Source organism: Nocardia sp. NPDC020380 (assembly GCF_044386975.1).
Classification (GTDB): domain Bacteria; phylum Actinomycetota; class Actinomycetes; order Mycobacteriales; family Mycobacteriaceae; genus Nocardia.
The window spans coordinates 380,244-398,048 of the sequence record NZ_JBIRVQ010000004.1 but is presented as its reverse complement, the minus strand read 5'-3'; the positions used below and the strand labels follow the sequence as shown (position 1 = coordinate 398,048).

The window sequence follows — 17,805 nt, the reverse complement described above, 5'->3', positions numbered from 1 at the left end:
TGTTAATCTCGGACGCCGATAAACAGCCTCGATCAACCAATTACGGTGGTCGATAAAGGGATACTGCGATCGGCCGATAGCTTCCCGCGATCGAGCGCCGCCGCGGTATCGGAAGCGCGCCACGATCGTGCCGTGACTTCCCAGGACGTGACCCCGGTGCAGCTGGCGGTCATCGACAGCGTGGCGCCGCACATGCGGCACAACCCGTACGACAGTTACACGGTGCTGCGCGGCGCCGGGTCCTTCGTACCCGGACCGCACGACACCCACCTGGTTACCCGCCATGCCGAGGCCCAGGCCATCCTGCTGGACCCGCGCTGGAGTCACGCCGAGGAACCCGAAATCCTGCACGGCGACAGCGATGTCGAACTGCCCGGCTCGTTCCTCTGGATGGAACCGCCCGACCATGCCCGCCTGCGCGGACTGGTCGGCAAGGCGTTCACCGCCCGCACCATCGGCGGTCTGCGCGAGCGGGCCCGGCAACTGGTCGACGAACTGCTCACCCGCATGCTGGCGGCCGGCGAGGTGGATCTGCTGGAGGCCCTGGCCTATCCGGTGCCGCTGACCCTGATCTGCGAACTGCTCGGCGTCCCGGCCGCAGCCCACGAGCAGGTGCGCGTCATGTCGGCGAGCATCGCCCGCGGCCTGGACCCCGATCTGCTGCTCGCGCCCGAAGAACTCGCGGCCCGCACCGCCGCCGTGCACGAATTCACCGAATTCTTCGGCGATCTGGTCGAACAGCGGCGACGCGCGCCGCGCCCGGACCTGATCACCGCGCTGGTGCAGGCCGAGGAGGCCGGCGTCCGCCTCACCCAGACCGAATTGATCGGAACCCTGCTCATCCTGGTGGTCGCGGGCCACGAGACCACGGTGAACCTGATCGGCAACGGCGTCCTGGCGCTCATCCGCCACGAGGACGAATTCCGGCGGCTGCGCGCGGATCCCGACCTCGCCGGTCCCGCGGTCGACGAGGTGCTGCGCTACGACGCCCCCGTGCACCTGACCACCCGCACCGCACACGCCGTGATCGAGGTCGGCGAACGGACCTTCGCCCCCGGCGAATCGGTCATCGTGCTGATGGCGTCCGCCAATCGCGATCCGGCCGCCTTCCCCGAACCCACCCGCTTCGATATCGGCCGGTACCTGCCCGGCCGCCGCACCGAACGGCACCTGTCCTTCGGTCTGGGCCTGCACTACTGCCTGGGCGCGCCGCTGGCGCGGCTGGAGATGAGCACGGTGCTGCACGCCATCGGCGTGCGCGTCACGAAACTGAGCCTGCTGGAGGAGCCGCCCTATCGGCCGAATGTGGTCGTACGCGGCATGTCCGAGCTGCGCGTCCGTCTGGAGGGCAAATGAGTACGGCTGTCCCTGAAGTCACCTTCGATGCTTTCGATCCGAGCAACCGGGCCGATCCTTATCCGGCCTACCGCCGCGTGCGGGACGAGGCGGCGCTGTTCCCTTATGAATTGGGGGATGTGCCCGTCACGCTCGTGACCCGGTACGAGGAATGCGCGACGATACTCACCAGCCCGCTGTGGGGGCACGGTTATGCGGCCGGGATCAGCCCGTTCCGCGACACCACCGCCGCGATTCCCGGCTCGTTCGTGCGTATGGACCCGCCCGAGCACGCCCGCTACCGCAAGCTGGTGGCCAAGGCTTTCACTCCCCGCATGATCGGCGAGCTCGCACCGGTCGCCGGACAAGTTGTGAACGATCTGGTCGACAAGGCCGTGGCGCGTGGCGAATTCGATGTACTCGAGGACCTGGCCGTCCCGCTCGCGGTGGCCATGATCCCGGTACGACTGCTCGGCGCCGACCCCGCCGACGGCGCCCGCTTCCGGGAATGGCAGCTGGCCATCGCCCGCGGCAGCGATCCCGACTCGCTGCTGGATGACGCCGCGGTCGAGGCGCGCGGCGCCGCCGCCATGGCCTGCATGGGTCACTTCGCCGAACTCATCGCCCGCAAGAAGCACACGCCCACAACGGATCTGCTCAGCGAACTCGTCGCCGCGGCCGAGGACGGCGAGATGCTGACCGAACCGGAAGTCATCGGCATCGCGCTGCTGCTCCTGGTCGCGGGCATGGAGACCTCGATCAACCTGATCGGCAACGGCATGCTCGCACTGCTGCGGAATCCCGATCAATGGCAGCTGCTGCGCGAACAGCCGGAACTGGTCGGACCGGCGCTGGACGAGATGCTGCGCTACGACGGGCCCACCCAGTTCACCATCCGGGTCGCCTTGGCGGACAATGAGGTCGGCGGGCGCGAGTTCCGGCGCGGCGACGGCGTCGTGGTGCTCACCGGTTCCGCCGGCCGCGACGACCGGGCCTTCCCCGACGCCGACACCTTCGACGTCACGCGATACGCCGGAAGCCGGCCCGCCCGTAAGCATCTCGGCTTCAGCCTGGGCATCCACTACTGCGTGGGCGCACCGCTGGCGCGCATCGAAGCCGAGGCCGCCGTGCGGACGCTGCTCGAGCGCGCCCCGGAACTGCGGCTGGGCGCCGGCACCGTCGAATACCGGCCGAGCCAGATCCACCGCGGCCTCATGTCCCTGCCGGTGACAATGTGACCGCAACCGGTACACACGCGGTCGTGCTGGGCGCGGGCATCGCCGGACTGCTGGCGGCCCGCGTGCTCTCGGAATTCTGTTCCCGGGTCACGATTCTCGACCGTGACGAGCTGGACGACGGCGTGCACCGCGGCGTCCCGCAGGGCCGGCACCTGCACGGACTGCTCGATCGCGGCCGCGCCGTCATGGAGGAGCTCTACCCGGGCTGTACCGCCGACCTGGTGCGCCGCGGCGCGAACACCGCCGAGGTGCTCGCCGAAACCCGATGGTATGTGGGCGGCGCCCGGCTGACACCCACCTCGACCGGGCTCACCTCGGTCATCGTGACCCGCCCCCTGCTCGAGGCGGTGCTGCGCGAACGCACCCGCGAGCTGCCGAATGTCGAACTGCGGGAACGGATCACGGTACAGAACCTGATCGGCGACAGCCGCTCGATCGCCGGCGTCGCCGTGACCGGAGCGCTCGGACCGGAAGTCGTGGCGGCGGATCTGGTGGTCGACGCCAGCGGACGCGGCTCGCGAATCATGGAGTGGCTGCGCACTATCGGCGCCCAGCCACCCGAAGAGGAATGCCTCGAAGTCGATCTCGGCTACGCGTCCCGCTACTACCGGCATCGGGACGGCCAGCTGGGCGGGCAGGCCTCGGTCATCATCTCCACCGGGCGCAACGGCCGCGGCGGCGGCGCCGTCCACGTCGAGGGCGACCGCTGGCTGGTCACCCTCGCGGGCATGCTGGGCGATCATCCACCCGCCGATCACGAGGGCTTCCACAGCTACGCCGCGTCCATCTCCGCGCCCGATATCCACGAGATCGTCACCGGCTCGGAGCCTTTGGACGATCCGGTGCGTTATCGCTTCCGGACCTCGGTGCGGCGGCGTTTCGACCGGCTGCCCGCGGTCCCGGCGGGCCTGATCGTGCTCGGCGATGGGCAATGCGCCTTCAATCCCCTCTACGCCCAGGGCATGACCGTGGCGGCGCTGCAAGCGGTCGCACTGCGGGAAACCCTGCGCGCCGGCCTCGACCCCGTGCTGGTGCCCGGGCAGTTCTACGCCACCGCCGCCGAACCGGTGGCGCTGGCCTGGCGGCTGGCCGCCTCCTCGGATCTGAGCCATCCGGGAGTCACCGGCCCGCGCACCCTCCGCACCCGGCTCACCAATGCCTATGTGGCGCGGGCACATCGCGCCGCACACCACGATCCCCAGGTGGCGCGCACCTTCATGCGCGTCGCGCACCTGGTCGAACCACCCGCCGCCCTGGCCCATCCGGCCACGGCGGGACGCATCCTGCTAGGAGGACAGTCATGGCCGCCCCGCATGTGAACACCGTTGCAACAGAAAACGATCCAGCCATCGCGACCGCAATGGCCCAGCTCTTCGGGCCGGACGGCCGGTCCGACCCGTACAGTGCGGCCAAGGTGCTGCGCGATGCCGGGCCCATTCATCAGACCCCGATCGGGCATCATGTGCTCACCCGGTACGAGGACTGCGCGGCCGTGCTGTCCACCACCGCGTGGAGCCACGCCGAAGAAGCCGGCATGATGCACCCGACCGTCAAACCCGAGAACGCGGCCGACGAACTGCCCACCTCGTTCCTGTGGATGGAGCCGCCGGACCACACCCGCCTGCGCAACCTGGTCACCAAGGGCTTCTCCCCGCGCATGGTGACCCGGCTGCGGCCGCGCATTGAGGAACTCTGCGAGCAGCTCGTCGACAAGGCGCTGGAGGCAGGCGAATTCGATCTGGTCGAGATGATCGCCTACCCGCTGCCGCTCATCATCGCCTGCGAGCTCATCGGCGTGCCGAAGGAGGCGTACGGGCAGGTGCACCAGTGGTCCTCGGATCTCGCCCGCGGCTTCGACCACGACTACACGCTGCCCGAGGAGTCCCTCAAGGCCCGCAGCGCGGCCTCGCGCGGATTCATGGGCTACTTCCGGGAACTGCTCAACGAGCGGCGGGTCGACCCGAAGGACGATCTGCTGAGCGTCCTGTCGCAGGTCGAGGACCGTGGTGATGTGCTCACCGAACAGGAACTGCTGGCTACCTGCATCACCACCTTCGTGGCCGGGCACGAGACCACCGCCAACCTGGTCGGCACCGGCATGCTGCGCCTGCTGCGCGCCCAGGACCAGATCCAGGCCCTGCGCGACCGCCCCGAACTGACCGCCTCGGCCCCCGACGAACTGCTGCGGCTCGAGCCCTCGGTGCAGATCACCACCCGCGCCGCCACCCGCCCGATCGAGGTGGCCGGGCACCACTTCGACAAGGGCGAAGGCGTAGTGGTGCTGATCAATTCGGCCAACCACGACGAGCGCGTGTTCGCCGACCCGGACCGCACCGATGTGGCCCGCTACTCCGATCCCATGAACCCGGCCAAGAAACACCTCGGCTTCAGTCTCGGCATCCACTACTGCCTCGGCGCGCCGCTGGCGCTGCTGGAGATGGAGATCCTCCTGGATGTGGTGCTGCGCAAGGTGAGCAAGCTGGAGCTGCTCGCGGAGAACCCGCCCTTCAAGCCCAATGTGGTCATCCGCGGCCTGGAGTCGCTGCAGGTGGGCTTCACGCCCGCATGAGCGGATGATTCGACCATGACCGTCGATGCCTGGGCGCAGCATCCCACCGCCCGCATGCTCGCCCACGAGATGTTCGCCTCGCTCCGGCGCTGGACCGGGAATGTCATTCCGGACGAACAGATTCCGCTGAAAGCCACGCTCGCGGTCATGGATGCCGCGGGCGTGGACCAGGCGCTCATCTCCGCCTGGCACGCGCCGGACGGCGTGCTCATCTCCAATGACGAAGTGGCGGACTGGGCCTCCGAAGCCCCGGACCGCCTCTTCGGCATTGCCTCGATGGACCTGCGCCGCCCCATGGAATCGGTGCGCGAACTGCGCCACCGCGTGCAGGACCAGGGCTTCAAGGCGCTGCGCGTGCTGCCCTGGCTGTGGGAGACGCCGCCCACCGACCGCCGCTTCTATCCGCTCTTCGCCGCCTGCGTGGACCTCGGGATTCCCTTCTGCACCCAGGTCGGCCACACCGGACCGCTACGCCCCTCCGAAACCGGCCGGCCGATCCCGTACATCGACCAGGTGGCACTGGACTTTCCGGAACTCACCATCGTCTGCGGCCACATCGGCTACCCCTGGACCGAGGAGATGATCGCGGTCGCCCGCAAGCACGAGAACGTCGTCATCGACACCTCGGCCTACACGACCAAACGCATCCCGCCGGAACTCGTGGCGTACATGAAATCCCGCAGCGGCCGCCGGAAAGTCCTGTTCGGCACCAACTATCCGATGATCTTCCCGCAGCACGCCCTCGCCGGGCTCGACGAGCTGGGCCTCGACGACGAGACCCGCGACCTGTATCTGGATGCCAACGCCCGCCGCATCTTCCGGCTCTAGCAGCAGGAATCGCCGTGTTTGGCCTGGGCGGCGGTGAGCCGGTCCGCCAGGCTCGCACGCACCGCCGAGAGCTGTGCGAGCAGTGCATCGATTTCGGCGAGGCGGCGGCGATAGACATCGATCGAGTCCGTGCAGGAGTCGCCCGTTTCGTGCCCGGCGCGCAGGCATTCCACGAACGGGCGGGTGTCCTCCAGGCTGAACCCGACCGCCTGCAACGTCAGGATCTCCTCGACCAGGCGGGCATCCCCGTCGCTGTAATCGCGATACCCGTTCGCCTCGCGGTGGGCACTGAGCAGGCCCTGTGATTCGTAGAAGCGCAGGGCGCGGGTCGTCGTTCCCGCCTGCTTGGCCAGCTCGCCGATCCTCATGAGCAGAACGTAAACATTGACCCTGACGTCAAGGCAAGCCCGGGTTGGCTAGACGGCGGTCAGGCCGTGGAGTTCGGCGAATTCCGACATCTGATCGAGCTGCTGGGCGAGATCGGCGCCGGCGAAGTTCACCACGAGCCGGGAGACACCGTGCTCGGTGTATTGCCGGACCCGTTCGGGGGACATATCGTTCGCGCCCCAGCGGGTGTATTCGATAGCGGTATCCGTGCGGCCGTTCTCCTTTGCCGTGGCGCGGGCGATTTCGAGCTGCCGATCGCGCTCGTGCTCGGTGAGCATTCCGCCCGCGAAGTAGCCGTCACCGCGCAGTCCGGCTCGGCGCGCGGCCGCCTCGCTGGATCCGCCGATGTGAATCGGGAGACTGGTCGCCGCATGGGGTTTCGGATAACTGCAGAGGTTCTCGAAATCGAAGAATTCGCCATGATGGCTGACGCCGTCCGGGCCACCCGCCCACAGCAGGCGCAGCACATCGATTGCTTCGTCGGCCCGGCGGCCGCGGGTGCGGTAGTCGATCCCCGCGGCGTGCGCCTCACCCGGCAGAGCGCCGATTCCGATGGTGAGCAGCCGCATCCGGCCCTTGGACAGTACGTCGATGGTGGCCAGCCGCTTGGCCAGCACCACGGGGTGCCGGTGGGGGAGTAACAGGACGCCGGTGCCGAGCAGGATTCGCTGCGTCGCCGCGGCGATGAAACTCAACGCGTCGAGCGGATCGAAATACGGCAGCGTGGCGGGCAATTCACCGCCGCCGTAATTCGCGCCGGGGTAGAGCGCGATGTGATCCTGCAGGTACAGGCCCTCGAAACCGCATTGTTCGGCGTGCTGGGCGAAGGCGATGAGCTTGTCGGGATCGGTGCCGTTGAAGGGCGTGCTGTAGCCGGTCGCGAATTCCACTCCCGCAACGCTAGAGATTGACGTCGGCGTAAAGGCAAGTCCGAGCGGCGCTCTCGCGATCAGCCCGCCGGGTAGCCGGCGCCCACCATGGCGATCGCGGCCTCGGCGGTGCGGTCGAAGGGGTCGACGGTGCCGGAAGCGCGGCACAGCACATGCGCGCCTTCCAGCAGGCTGATCAGCATGGTGGCGAGATTCGCTGCCGCCGTGGGAGTTTCGACCCCTGCGGCAGCGAGCCGGGCGGCCAATTCGGTGGTCCAGGCAGAGAATGCGCCATCCGCGATGCGCCGCAGGTCATCTCCATCGGGCGCGACGGTGACGGCCGCGACCGCGCAGCCGCCGCCCGCCGCGGAGGCCTCGACCACCGGCCGCACCGTGGACAGGAAGTTCTCGACGACGGCCACGGGGGTGTCGCCGGGGATGGCGGCCATGACCGTCCGCACGTCCGCGCCGTTGCGGGTGGCCGCTTCGGCGACGAGTTCGCCCTTGCCGCCGGGGAAGTGGTGGTAGATGGCGCCGCGGGCGGCGCCGGACTCGTCGAGGATTTCGGTGAACGACATCCCGGCCACACCGCGGCGCTGCAGTGCGCCCACGGCGGCGTCGATCATCCGGGAGCGAGTCTCGCCGGCCACGTGTCCTCCACCTGTCGACCCGTTGACTAGTACGTCCATCCTAACGCATACTTCGGCTAGCTAGTACGTGCGTACTAGTGATTCGAACAGGAGAAGCCATGCCCATCACCGTCACCGCTCCCCGTGGCGTGCTCACCGACCTCGGCGAGCGCGAAATCCTGCCGCAGCTCACCGCCGCACTCATCGAAGTGAGTGGCGCGACCGGGAACCCGTTCTTCACCTCGATCGTGGGCGGCACCGTCCACCTGCTCGACCCCGCGGATGTCTACGCGGGCGGCGGCAATCGGCCCGTCGTCATGGTCGAGTTGAAGCTCCCGAATATCGGGCTGCCCGATCCGGACAGTCGCGCGGCCTTCATCCGGGCCGCCACCGATATCGTCGACCGCCTCGCCATCGCCGGGCATGACCGGGCCGACACCTGGGTCAACATCCTCAATGCGCCCGAAGGGGCTTGGGGGATCGGCGGAGTCGCCTACACGGGCGACGCCCTGATCGCCGCCGTGGGCGCCGCGATGTAAAAGATTCTTCACATCATGTCGAACATTCTTTACACTGGGTGAATGTCCTACGAGGAGAAGCGAACCTGGATCCTGGGGGTCACGGCCTTGCTGTCGTATGCGATCTACCTGGTGATAGTGCTGCTGCGAGCGCGGGAAACCGCGCTCGCGGCGGTGTCGTACGCGGCGCCGCTGCTGTGGGCGATCGGCGGGGCCTTCGTGGCGATCGGCGCCGGGCTCGGCATGGTGCTGGCACTCACCGACGTGGACCGGTTCTGGATCGCCAATGCGATCTACCTCGGCTTCACTCTCGGCGCGATCGTGAGCGCGAGCGCCAAACTCGTCGCCTACCGGCGCGGGTTGAGGCCGTGGTGAAACCCACCAAGGTGACCAACAACATTCGCGCGCTCCGCTTTTCGAACGGCGAGATGACCCAGGCCGAACTGGCCGATCGGCTCGGGGTGACCCGGCAGACCGTCATCGCCATCGAACAGGGCAAGTATTCGCCGTCCTTGGAGGTGGCATTCCAGATCGCCCGGGTGTTCCGCGCCGCCCTGGACGAGGTATTCGAATACCCGGAAGAAGAAATGTGATGAAGGCGATCACCCAGGATGCCTACGGCACCACCGAAATGCTTTCCTGCACCGATATTCCCGTGCCGGAGGTGGGGCAGGACGGCGTGCTCATCCGCGTGCGCGCCGCCGGCGTCGACCGCGGCGTCCAGCACTTCATGACCGGTCTGCCACTCGTTTCGCGCCCCGCACTGGGCCTGCGCAAGCCCCGGCAAAGAGTGCGCGGGATGGATGTGTCGGGCATCGTCGAACAGGTCGGGCCGCGGGTCACCGGATTCCGGCCCGGTGACGAGGTACTCGGTACCGCCCCGGGCGCCTTCGCCGAATTCGCCTGCGCGCCCGCCCACCGCCTCCGCCATAAGCCCGAGAACCTGAGTTTCGAACAGGCTGCGACACTGCCGATCTCGGGCATGACCGCCCTCGGCGGCCTGCGCGACTCGGGGCGGATCGAGGCGGGACAACAGGTGCTGATCATCGGCGCGAGTGGCGGCGTCGGACACCTCGCGGTACAGCTGGCCAAGCATTTCGGCGCGGAGGTGACCGGCGTGTGCAGCGGGTCCGCGGCCGAGTTCGTGCGCTCACTCGGCGCCGACCACGTCATCGACTACACCAGCGAGAACCTCACGGGCCGTTACGATCTCATCCTCGATATGGCCGGAAACCGCCCGCTCCCGCTGCTGCGCGCCCTGCTCACCGACTCCGGCGCCCTGGTGCTCGGCGGCGGCGAGGGAGGCGGCCGCTGGTTCGGCGGGCTGGAACGGTCCCTGTCTGCCCAGCTGCGGTCGCCCTTCGTGAAACAGCGCCTGCGCGTACTGCTTTCACTCCCCAGGCCGGAGGCGTTGCAGGCCGTGACCGAACTCGCCACGGCCGGCACCCTCATCCCGCGCGTGACCCGCACCTTCACCCTCCCCGAGGCCGCGGCGGCCGTCGATCACCTCATCGACGGCCATCCGCGTGGGAAGATCGCCCTGCGCATCGGCTGATTCGCCCTACCAGGGCAGCGGGCCCTGATTACCGAAGAAGCCGCCCGTCGGGCCGTCCGGCGCGACCAGCGCCATGCGCACGATGATCTCGGCACCCTGCTCGACGGTCTGCGCACCACTGTTGCGGTTCAGGTCGGTCGAGGTGAATCCCGGTTCCACCGCATTGATCCGCATCTGCGGGAACGCCTTCGCGTACTGAATGGTCAGCGCATTGACGGTGGTCTTGGACGCCGGGTACGCCACACCCGGATAGTTGTAGCCCGGACCGCCGGGCGTGCTGATCCGGCTCAGCGATGCCAGCCCACTGCTGACATTCACCATCACCGGCGCGGCGGACTTCTGCAGCAGTGGCAGGAACGCGTGAATCACGCGCACCAGCCCGAACACATTGGTCTCGAACGTGTTCCGTATGAGGTCCACGGTCAGGTCCGCGGCCCCGAGCACATTATTGTCGGGACCCCATTCCCCGGCGACGCCGGCATTGTTGACCAGCACGTCCAGCCCGCCCTCGGCGGCAATGGTTTCCGCCGCGGCCGCCACGGACGCGTCATCGGTGATATCGAGCTGCACCGAGCGCGCGCCCAGCTCCTCGGCCGCGCGCGCACCCGCCTCGGCATCGCGGCTGCCGATATAGACGGTGTGGCCCGCCGCGACGAGGCGGCGAGCGGTTTCGAATCCGAGCCCCTTGTTGGCTCCGGTGACCAGTGTCGTTGTCATCGCTCGACGTTAGAAGTTCGAGCCCGCTCCAAGTCAAGGTTTTGCCGCCGTGTCGGCCGGCGTTGTTCTATCGCGCGCATCAATTCGTGCACCGACGGATCGGCGGCGAGCCGGCCGTCGAGCAGCACATTGATCACGCCGCGGAACAGGGCGTACGGCTGCCAGCTGCTGGGTGCGATGGTGCGCGGGGCGCGGCGGGCGATGCCGTCGGCAATGGTCCGGGCCGCGTGCTCGGCGCTGATCCGGACGCTCAGCGGCCAGGGCAGCAGATCGTCGATGCGGTGGCCCAGCTCGTCGGCGTCGAGCATCTCGTGGGTCATCGGGGTGTCGACGATGCCGAAGTAGGCGACCCCGGCGCTGGCCCCCGCACCGGCCAGCTCGACGCGCAGGGCCCGGCCGAGCTGCTCGACCGCGGCCTTGCTGATCATGTACGGCGCACCACCCGCACCGGGGGCGAAGGCGGCGCACGAAGAGACCACCACGACATGGCCTTTCGACCACACGATGTGCTCGAGGGCCGGGCGCACGGTATTGAACACGCCGGTGAGGTTGACGCGCATGACCCGATCGAAATCGTCCGGATCCATGGTGCGCAGGGTGGCGGGCACCGGCGTCACCCCGGCATTGGCCACCACCACATCGAGCCGGCCGCATTGCCCGGCCATGGTTTCGACGGCCCGTTCCATCTGCTCACGATCGGCGACGTCCACACCGACCGCGTAGGCGCGGGCGCCGAGTTCCGTTGCGGCGCGCTGAGCCAGGAACTCGTCGATATCGGCCAGGATCACCCGCGCGCCGCGGGCATGCAGCAGCCGGGCCAGTGCGAGGCCGATGCCCTGGCCCGCACCGGTGATGAACACGACCTTGCCGGCCACGTCGTAGGCAGGGGAGAACCAGCTCGCGGGATTGAGCACCGTGCGCATCATCAGGCCGTCACCTCGTAGGAGTTGGTATCGAATCTGCTTGTACGCCTACGGTATTCGAAGCTCCAGCCCGGATACAGTCCGGCATTGCCGCCGGCGGGCGTGGTGTAGTAGCTGCGGCAGCCGCCGGTCAGCCACACCGTGGACGCACTGCGCCGGCGCATCTCCTCGATGAAGGCATCCTGCGCTTCGGGCCGCACCTCGACCCGGCGTGCACCCTGATCGCGCACGGTGGTCAGGGCGTCGACGATGTAGGCGATCTGGGATTCGATCATGTAGATGGCGGACTGATTTCCGGCCGCGCCGAAAGGGCCCAGGGTACAGAAGAAGTTGGGGAACCCGGCGACGGTCGCACCCAGGTAGGTGCGGGGTTGCTTGTGATACAGGTCCACGATCGACAGACCGTCACGGCCGATGATGCGCTCGAAGGCGGTGGGAATCGACTCGAAGCCGGTGCCGAAAATAATGGTGTCCACCGGGATCTCGGCTCCGGACCGGGTGCGGATGGAATGCGGGCGCACCTCGGCGATGCCGTCGGTGACCACATCGACATTGTCCCGGTCGAGCGCGGGCAGATAGGCATCGGAGAAGATGGCGCGTTTGCAGCCGATCATGTAGTCCGGCGTCACCTTCGCGCGCAGGCCCGCATCACGGATCTGCCGCCGCAATTGCAGGCGGCCGAGCAGTTCGAACGGATGCCGGAAACGATTGTCCACGAAGCCGACCAGGCCGAACCCCTCGATGAGGCCGTACCAGGTCGCGCGAACGGCCCGCTGCGTCAGCGGAATCCGCCGCAACAGCAATCGCTCCAGACCCAGTGTCGGCCGGTCCAAGCGCGGGATGATCCAGGGTGCCGACCGCTGGAAGACCGTCAGCGCGGCCACTTCCGGCTGGATCTCGGGAATGAACTGCACCGCCGACGCGCCGGTGCCGATGACCGCGACGCGCGCACCGCGCAGATCGTGCTCATGATCCCAGTGCAAGGAGTGAAATGTGGTGCCCTCGAAGGTCTCCATTCCGGGCAGCTCGGGATACTTCGCCTCCGCGAAAATGCCTGCGGCCGAGAGGAAATAGTCGGCGGTGAGTTTCCCGCGCGAGGTTTCGATGCGCCACAGCCCCGCCGCCTCGTCCCAGCGTGCGTCGAGTAGTTCGGTGCCGGTGCGAATGTGGCGCTCCACATCGTGGGTGGCGGCCACCGACTGCAGATAACCGAGGATTTCGCGCTGCCGCCCGTAAGTGCGCGACCAGTCCGGATTGGGGGCGAACGAATAGCTGTACAGCTGCGAGGGCACATCGCAGGCGCAGCCCGGATAGGTATTGGCCTGCCAGGTGCCGCCCAGCCGGTCGGCGCGTTCGAGCAGGACGAGGTCGTAGAACCCGGCCGCGCGCAGCTTGACGGCCAGGCCGATACCGCCGAAACCCGCGCCCAGAATCACGATCTGCCGGTGTTCGGGAGTGGCCGGCGCAACGCGCAGGGGGATGGGACCGTCTGTCATGGGACCGAAAGCCTTTCGAGATCAGAGATCGAGGGTCAGTGGTCCACCGGCCGAGCGGGAGACGCAGGTGAGCAGATGGTCGGCGCGTTCAGCGGGCGTCAGCAGCCGGTCCCGGTGATCGACTTCGCCGGTGAACACACGGGTCTTGCAGGTGCCGCAGAACCCTTGCCGGCAGGAATACGCGACGCCGGGCAGCGTCCGGCGGATGGCCTCGAGCGCGGTCTCTCGCGCACCCACGTGCACGGTGCGGCCGGTGCGCGCCAGGGTGAGATCGAAGGCGTGACCGTCGAGCACTGGCAGCGGTGAAAACCGTTCCGTGTGCAGCGAACCCGTGGGGTTGAGCGCGAAGAAGCACTGCTGCGCGGCCGCGAGCACCGGCGGGGGACCGCAGACATACACGGCGGCACCGGGATCCGCGCGCGCCAGCAGAGCTGGGATATCCGGTGTCCCGAACTCGGTGTCGGGCCGGATATCGGCATGCTCGGGCAGTTCGTCCAGGAACGGCATGCTCGATCGGGACCTGCCCAGATACACCAGCCGTCCACGCGGGCCCGCGGCCCGCACCATCGGCAGGATCGGGGTGATGCCGATGCCCGCGGCGAGAAACAGATATGACGGCGCGGTCTCGATGAAGGTGAACGCATTACGCGGCCCGCGGATCATCAGCTCGTCACCCGGTACCAGCGCGTGCATCTCCGGCGATCCGCCCTCCCCGCCCGGAATGCGCCGCACCGCAATGCGATAACGCCGCCGATCACGGGGATCCCCGCACAGTGAGTACTGCCGCTGCCGGCCCGAGGGCAGGAACACGTCGAGGTGCGATCCGGGCCGCCACGCCGGCAATTCCTCCCCGCCGGGGCGTTTCAGGTGCAGGCTCACCACGTCCTCGGCCTCGTCGAACACCTCCTCGACCACCACGTCGAGATCGAAGCCCCGCAGCCGCACCGGATGCGGCCGGGCGAGCGCGGGCGTGGTGAACACCCGCTTGTAGACATCCATGGCCGCACCGAGCACGCGCAGTCCGGTCATGGCAGGGTCGGCGCGGTTCATCTCCAGGACTCTGTTCATGCCCGTGCCGCCGGTGAGTGCGCCAGGTACCGCAGCGCATTGTTCATCGAACCCAGTTGCGAGGGATGGAATCCCGGCCGCAGATAGCGGGGCATCTCGGTGAAGAAGGTGGTGAAGCTCGGGATCACGCCGCGCGCGGTGGCGCTCACGAACTGCAGCCCCCAGAACCGCCCCTTGTCGGCGCTGCGATCCTTGCGATACAGGTAGGCGGTCGATATCACGAACAGCGGCAACAGCATTCCGCTCGCCAGCAGCCCGGTGCGCAGGCGCCGCGCGTACCCGCCGTCGATATGCATGTAGGCGTCGAAGACCACATTGCGATGCTCGACCTCCTCGGCGCCGTGCCAGCGCACCAGATCCAGCATCGTCGGATCCATGCCGAGTTCCTCGAGCCGCCGCGATTCGAGCATCCATTCGCCGATGACGGCGGTGAAATGTTCCATGCCCGCGAACATTCCGAGGCGTTCCTTGAGCCATTCCTCCTTGGCGCGCCCCGACAGGCCGTGATCGCCGAGCACCCGGTCGATGAGCCAGGCGATCTTCTCGACATAGGATTCGACATCCAGGCCGATGTCCTGCAGATGCCGGCGGGCGCCCTCGTGGCTGCTGGCGTGCATGGATTCCTGGCCGATGAATCCGGTGACCTCTTCGCGCAGGCGTTCGTCGTCGATGAACGGAAGGGCTTCGGCGAGACAGGCGGCCATGGCTCGTTCGCCTTCGGGCAGTACCAGGTGCATGACATTGGTGACGTGGGTCGCGAGGACTTCGCCGGGGATGTAGTGCAGGGGGACCGACGAGAAGTCGAAGTGGACGTCACGTGCCTGGATCGCATGCTCTTCGTCCTGATAGGAGCGCGTCTTTGCACCGGTATCAGCCATGTCCAGACCGTACGATGCAACAACATGGATTGCAATGTTGCAGCTACAGAATGGCTGAAATTGTTGCAAACGAAGGGTTGGCTGCTAGCGTCGAGGCGTGCCGTCCACCGCCGCCACCTCGGCGAACTCCAAGGCCGATCCGGCCATCGAAGAGCGCATCCTCGATGCCGCCCTGCTCCGGTTCGGGCGCGTGGGCGTCAAGAAGACCACCATCGAGGACATCGCCCGCCAGGCCGAGGTGGATCGGGTGACCGTCTACCGGCGCATCGGCTCCCGCGATGACGTGGTGCGCGCGGTGACCGATCGCGAGATACGGCGACTGCTCGCCGAACTGGGCGAAATCCCTTCGCGGCACGAGACTTTCGAGGACACGGTGGTCGACATCTTCGTCACCGTGATCACGCGGTGGCGCAGCCATCCGCTGGTGGAGCAGCTGCTCACCCTCGAACCCGAACGGCTGCTGCCGCAACTGACCATCGAGGGCGGGCCGTTCTTCACGCTTTCGATCGCGGCCGCCACCGGAATTCTGCAAGATGTGGTGCGGGACAAGGGAATCCCGGATGTTCCGGACCTGGCTGCCCGGGTAGAGGTGGGCGGGCGGCTGGTGCATTCGCTCATCCTGCAGCCCGTCGGCGCCATCGACACCGACTCCGAGGAGGCGCTGGCCGCCTTCGCCCGCGACTACATCGTGCCGATCCTCATGCGTTCATGACTGTGCGGTCGCGGGCTTGCGATGCAGGCCCTTCCGGTCGTAGTACCGGGTGACGACCGCGCCGAGCAGCAATCCGATCCCCAGGCCGAGCAGCGTCATCCAGACCGCCCGGGCCAGGCCCGCATCCGCGCCCGCATCGAAATAGAGGATGGCGCGAATCCCGAGGAAGACCTGGTGCATCGGTTCGAAACCGGCAAGCCAGGCAAGCGATTTCGGTATCGCCTCGACCGGAATCGTGCCGCCCGAGGACGGCAGGCCCAGCACGATGAACAGGATCAGGTTGATCAGCAGGCCCGCCGTGCCGAAGGCGGCGACCACCGACAACGCGGTCACGCCGACCGCGATGATGGCGAAGGTGGTGTAGAGCCACAGCGCCGGCGCGCGATCGATGGGCATGCCCAGCCAGGTCGCCAATCCCATATAGATGGCCGCGACGATGGGTGCCGTGCAGGTGATGATGCCCCACTTGATGAGCAGCGTCTTGAGCCGGGACACCGACGCCGCCGGATAGTGCACGTACCAGGGCCCGAATTCGGTGGGCGCGAAGCCGAGCGCGGAATCGACCATGCCATTGATGACCATGGCCCCGGTGAAGCCCGCGAGCAGCACCATCATGGCGTAGAAGAAGGCCACCAGTCCGCCGCCGGTGCCGGACGGCAGCGGACGGTAGGCCGTGGTGAGCACATTGATCGGCTGGGCCAGCATCAAACGGCTCAGCCCGGTGAGTTCGGTGGTGCTGCCGTTGGGCTGGCGCAATTGGGCATTCACCGTGTCGCCGAGCTGTTTCCCGACGGTCTCGTTGACCTTGCTCAAGGCGGTGCCGGTGATGGCCTGCACGAGCGAGACCGAGAACGAGCCCATGCGCGGGCTGGTGTTCACGGTGATGGTCGGCTGCGTGACATCGCCGGGTACCACGCTCGCGGTGGCGAAGATGCCGAGCCGCTTGGTGAAGTCGGTCGGAATGATGATGGCGCCGTAGATCTTCGCGCTGCCCAGGTCGTGCTGGGCCGAGTTGATGCCCATGACGCGCAGATCGACCTTGTCGGAGGGGATCTGCGCGAGCAGGGCGTCGGAGATCTGCTTGCCCACGTTCATCGGCTTACCGCCGATGGTGTCGCCGTCGTCCTGGTCGACGAGGGCGATCGGGAAGCGGTGCAGATGCGAGGCCGGGTCCACCACGTAGGCCAGGTACATGGTGCCCAGCAGCGACATGAGCAGGGTGATGACCACCATCGGCCCGACCCACATCCGCACCCGCTTGCGCATGGTCATGGCCGCACGGTAACGGCTCTACGGGTGGCTCGCCCTGTGCTGGACCCGCGTGTCGCCGACCCGCTCGTGGATCTTGTCCAGCAGGCCGTTGATGGCCGCGAGAGAAGACCAGTGATCGGCGTTGATCAGTCCGGGAAATTGCTCGGTGCGCGCGATGTAAGCGTCCTCGGGATCGGACCATTGGACGTGGATCGCGGACAACGGGACGGCGCAGTCGATGTCGTCCATGAGCCTTTCCCTCTCCTCGGTGGGTGCACAGGTTGCCATCCATCCATGATGCCAGAAGCTACTACGCTGCGTAATAGCCCAAAGTTCCATGGGCGTAAGGAATCCGGAAAAGTCGCCGGGGAGGTGAGCGAGGTCACTCCGAGTTCGCCGGGCGGTCGCCGGGCCCGGATCGGCACGGCCGGGGAGGGTCGCCCAGGCCAGCGCGGAGAAAGAAATACGCCCCCGCGTGGAATCATGCGGGGGCGCTTCGGATTCGGTAGCGATTGCGTCGTCGGAATTCGCTGTTTCGGATGGATGGACAGTTCGAGGGATATCGATTTCAGAGGGTGGGGCAGAGCAATCCTCCGGCCGGCGGCGGAACGGGAACGATCCTTTCCGGCGCCGGACCCACGCCGCCCGGTCCGGCCGGACCATTTCCGGCGGGCGAGGGGACGCCGGGGGAGGCTCCTGGGCCGTTTGAGGGACCGCCTCCGATGTCGCCCGAACCCCACGCAGCTGATGGATTCAGCACGAACACGGCGGCACAAACGAACGCACCGACAAGCAGGCCGATGAGCTTCTTTTGCGTCATGAGCTACGACGG

At 67.6% G+C, this 17,805-nt stretch carries 20 protein-coding genes; 10 read left to right on the top strand and 10 right to left on the bottom strand.

Features of this window, described 5'->3' with window-relative positions; translation table 11 throughout:
* Positions 1-132: 132 nt before the first annotated feature.
* The 5 genes from ACH438_RS12620 to ACH438_RS12600 are packed head-to-tail and all read left to right on the top strand — an operon-like array spanning position 133 to position 5,970.
* Positions 133-1,356 carry a cytochrome P450 gene (locus ACH438_RS12620; RefSeq protein WP_397004362.1) on the top strand — a complete coding sequence of 408 codons (1,224 nt, stop codon included), beginning with the start codon at positions 133-135 and terminating at the stop codon, positions 1,354-1,356.
* Entirely contained in the window at positions 1,353-2,573 is a 1,221-nt protein-coding gene (locus ACH438_RS12615; RefSeq protein WP_397004360.1) for a cytochrome P450, read from the top strand. The genes ACH438_RS12620 and ACH438_RS12615 overlap by 4 nt, the downstream gene beginning before the upstream one ends.
* Positions 2,570-3,892: an FAD-dependent oxidoreductase gene (locus ACH438_RS12610; RefSeq protein ID WP_397004358.1), complete on the top strand. Its 1,323-nt coding sequence runs from the start codon at positions 2,570-2,572 to the stop codon at positions 3,890-3,892. The genes ACH438_RS12615 and ACH438_RS12610 overlap by 4 nt, the downstream gene beginning before the upstream one ends.
* Positions 3,874-5,142, top strand: a complete 1,269-nt coding sequence (locus ACH438_RS12605) for a cytochrome P450 (protein WP_397004356.1) — start codon at positions 3,874-3,876, stop codon at positions 5,140-5,142. The genes ACH438_RS12610 and ACH438_RS12605 overlap by 19 nt, the downstream gene beginning before the upstream one ends.
* A gap of 15 nt (positions 5,143-5,157) precedes the next feature.
* The gene (locus ACH438_RS12600) at positions 5,158-5,970 is read left to right on the top strand and encodes an amidohydrolase family protein (protein ID WP_397004354.1); all 813 of its coding nucleotides are present in this window, start codon (positions 5,158-5,160) and stop codon (positions 5,968-5,970) included.
* Here the strand turns inward: ACH438_RS12600 and ACH438_RS12595 are convergent.
* From ACH438_RS12595 to ACH438_RS12585, 3 genes are read right to left on the bottom strand one after another with little or no spacing between them, the layout of a single operon-like run.
* Entirely contained in the window at positions 5,967-6,338 is a 372-nt protein-coding gene (locus ACH438_RS12595; RefSeq protein ID WP_397004352.1) for a MerR family transcriptional regulator, read from the bottom strand. The two genes, ACH438_RS12600 and ACH438_RS12595, sit on opposite strands and share 4 nt — an antisense overlap.
* 48 nt (positions 6,339-6,386) lie before the next feature.
* Positions 6,387-7,247, bottom strand: a complete 861-nt coding sequence (locus ACH438_RS12590; protein WP_397004350.1) for an LLM class F420-dependent oxidoreductase — start codon at positions 7,245-7,247, stop codon at positions 6,387-6,389.
* Positions 7,248-7,306: 59 nt separating this feature from the next.
* A complete protein-coding gene (locus ACH438_RS12585; RefSeq protein WP_397004348.1) occupies positions 7,307-7,876 on the bottom strand; it encodes a TetR/AcrR family transcriptional regulator in 570 nt (189 codons plus the stop codon).
* 98 nt (positions 7,877-7,974) lie between these two features.
* Between ACH438_RS12585 and ACH438_RS12580 the strand changes: the two genes are divergently transcribed.
* Genes ACH438_RS12580 through ACH438_RS12565 form a run of 4 tightly spaced genes read left to right on the top strand, consistent with a single transcriptional unit; the run spans position 7,975 to position 9,928 of the window.
* Positions 7,975-8,394, top strand: coding sequence for a 4-oxalocrotonate tautomerase family protein (locus tag ACH438_RS12580; RefSeq protein ID WP_397004346.1), 420 nt, complete (start codon positions 7,975-7,977; stop codon positions 8,392-8,394).
* 42 nt (positions 8,395-8,436) lie between these two features.
* Positions 8,437-8,748, top strand: a complete 312-nt coding sequence (locus ACH438_RS12575; RefSeq protein ID WP_397004344.1) for a hypothetical protein — start codon at positions 8,437-8,439, stop codon at positions 8,746-8,748.
* The gene (locus ACH438_RS12570; RefSeq protein ID WP_397004342.1) at positions 8,742-8,966 is read left to right on the top strand and encodes a helix-turn-helix transcriptional regulator; all 225 of its coding nucleotides are present in this window, start codon (positions 8,742-8,744) and stop codon (positions 8,964-8,966) included. Before ACH438_RS12575 ends, ACH438_RS12570 begins: the two co-directional genes overlap by 7 nt.
* Positions 8,966-9,928: an NAD(P)-dependent alcohol dehydrogenase gene (locus ACH438_RS12565; RefSeq protein WP_397004340.1), complete on the top strand. Its 963-nt coding sequence runs from the start codon at positions 8,966-8,968 to the stop codon at positions 9,926-9,928. The genes ACH438_RS12570 and ACH438_RS12565 overlap by 1 nt, the downstream gene beginning before the upstream one ends.
* 6 nt (positions 9,929-9,934) lie before the next feature.
* Here the strand turns inward: ACH438_RS12565 and ACH438_RS12560 are convergent, their stop codons facing one another.
* The 5 genes from ACH438_RS12560 to ACH438_RS12540 are packed head-to-tail and all read right to left on the bottom strand — an operon-like array spanning position 9,935 to position 15,010.
* A complete protein-coding gene (locus tag ACH438_RS12560; RefSeq protein WP_397004338.1) occupies positions 9,935-10,645 on the bottom strand; it encodes an SDR family NAD(P)-dependent oxidoreductase in 711 nt (236 codons plus the stop codon).
* Positions 10,642-11,568, bottom strand: a complete 927-nt coding sequence (locus ACH438_RS12555; RefSeq protein ID WP_397004872.1) for a short-chain dehydrogenase/reductase — start codon at positions 11,566-11,568, stop codon at positions 10,642-10,644. The genes ACH438_RS12560 and ACH438_RS12555 overlap by 4 nt, the downstream gene beginning before the upstream one ends.
* 2 nt (positions 11,569-11,570) lie before the next feature.
* Entirely contained in the window at positions 11,571-13,064 is a 1,494-nt protein-coding gene (locus tag ACH438_RS12550) for a flavin-containing monooxygenase (RefSeq protein ID WP_397004336.1), read from the bottom strand.
* Between the two features lie 21 nt (positions 13,065-13,085).
* Positions 13,086-14,114, bottom strand: a complete 1,029-nt coding sequence (locus ACH438_RS12545; RefSeq protein ID WP_397004334.1) for a PDR/VanB family oxidoreductase — start codon at positions 14,112-14,114, stop codon at positions 13,086-13,088.
* A 14-nt stretch (positions 14,115-14,128) separates the two neighbouring features.
* Positions 14,129-15,010 carry a metal-dependent hydrolase gene (locus ACH438_RS12540; protein WP_397004332.1) on the bottom strand — a complete coding sequence of 294 codons (882 nt, stop codon included), beginning with the start codon at positions 15,008-15,010 and terminating at the stop codon, positions 14,129-14,131.
* Positions 15,011-15,107: 97 nt separating this feature from the next.
* Between ACH438_RS12540 and ACH438_RS12535 the strand changes: the two genes are divergently transcribed.
* Positions 15,108-15,722, top strand: coding sequence for a TetR/AcrR family transcriptional regulator (locus ACH438_RS12535; RefSeq protein WP_397004330.1), 615 nt, complete (start codon positions 15,108-15,110; stop codon positions 15,720-15,722).
* Here ACH438_RS12535 and ACH438_RS12530 read toward each other — a convergent pair.
* Together ACH438_RS12530 and ACH438_RS12525 are read right to left on the bottom strand one after the other, a co-directional pair.
* On the bottom strand, positions 15,717-16,994 hold the full coding sequence (locus tag ACH438_RS12530) for a YhgE/Pip domain-containing protein (protein WP_397004328.1): 1,278 nt from the start codon (positions 16,992-16,994) through the stop codon (positions 15,717-15,719). The two genes, ACH438_RS12535 and ACH438_RS12530, sit on opposite strands and share 6 nt — an antisense overlap.
* 18 nt (positions 16,995-17,012) lie before the next feature.
* Complete coding sequence (locus ACH438_RS12525; RefSeq protein WP_397004326.1) at positions 17,013-17,222, bottom strand: hypothetical protein; 210 nt, start codon at positions 17,220-17,222, stop codon at positions 17,013-17,015.
* Between the last annotated feature and the right edge of the window lie 583 nt (positions 17,223-17,805).

Excerpts from the sequence above, each read along its gene's own strand:
- ACH438_RS12555 (WP_397004872.1), bottom strand. The coding sequence starts at position 11,568 with ATGCGCACGGTGCTCAATCCCGCGAGCTGGTTCTCCCCTGCCTACGAC.
- ACH438_RS12550 (WP_397004336.1), bottom strand. The coding sequence starts at position 13,064 with ATGACAGACGGTCCCATCCCCCTGCGCGTTGCGCCGGCCACTCCCGAA.
- ACH438_RS12605 (WP_397004356.1), top strand. The coding sequence starts at position 3,874 with ATGGCCGCCCCGCATGTGAACACCGTTGCAACAGAAAACGATCCAGCC.
- ACH438_RS12540 (WP_397004332.1), bottom strand. The coding sequence starts at position 15,010 with ATGGCTGATACCGGTGCAAAGACGCGCTCCTATCAGGACGAAGAGCAT.
- ACH438_RS12580 (WP_397004346.1), top strand. The coding sequence starts at position 7,975 with ATGCCCATCACCGTCACCGCTCCCCGTGGCGTGCTCACCGACCTCGGC.
- ACH438_RS12530 (WP_397004328.1), bottom strand. The coding sequence starts at position 16,994 with ATGACCATGCGCAAGCGGGTGCGGATGTGGGTCGGGCCGATGGTGGTC.
- ACH438_RS12560 (WP_397004338.1), bottom strand. The coding sequence starts at position 10,645 with ATGACAACGACACTGGTCACCGGAGCCAACAAGGGGCTCGGATTCGAA.
- ACH438_RS12595 (WP_397004352.1), bottom strand. The coding sequence starts at position 6,338 with ATGAGGATCGGCGAGCTGGCCAAGCAGGCGGGAACGACGACCCGCGCC.
- ACH438_RS12615 (WP_397004360.1), top strand. The coding sequence starts at position 1,353 with ATGAGTACGGCTGTCCCTGAAGTCACCTTCGATGCTTTCGATCCGAGC.
- ACH438_RS12575 (WP_397004344.1), top strand. The coding sequence starts at position 8,437 with ATGTCCTACGAGGAGAAGCGAACCTGGATCCTGGGGGTCACGGCCTTG.
- ACH438_RS12600 (WP_397004354.1), top strand. The coding sequence starts at position 5,158 with ATGACCGTCGATGCCTGGGCGCAGCATCCCACCGCCCGCATGCTCGCC.
- ACH438_RS12545 (WP_397004334.1), bottom strand. The coding sequence starts at position 14,114 with ATGAACCGCGCCGACCCTGCCATGACCGGACTGCGCGTGCTCGGTGCG.
- ACH438_RS12525 (WP_397004326.1), bottom strand. The coding sequence starts at position 17,222 with ATGGACGACATCGACTGCGCCGTCCCGTTGTCCGCGATCCACGTCCAA.
- ACH438_RS12565 (WP_397004340.1), top strand. The coding sequence starts at position 8,966 with ATGAAGGCGATCACCCAGGATGCCTACGGCACCACCGAAATGCTTTCC.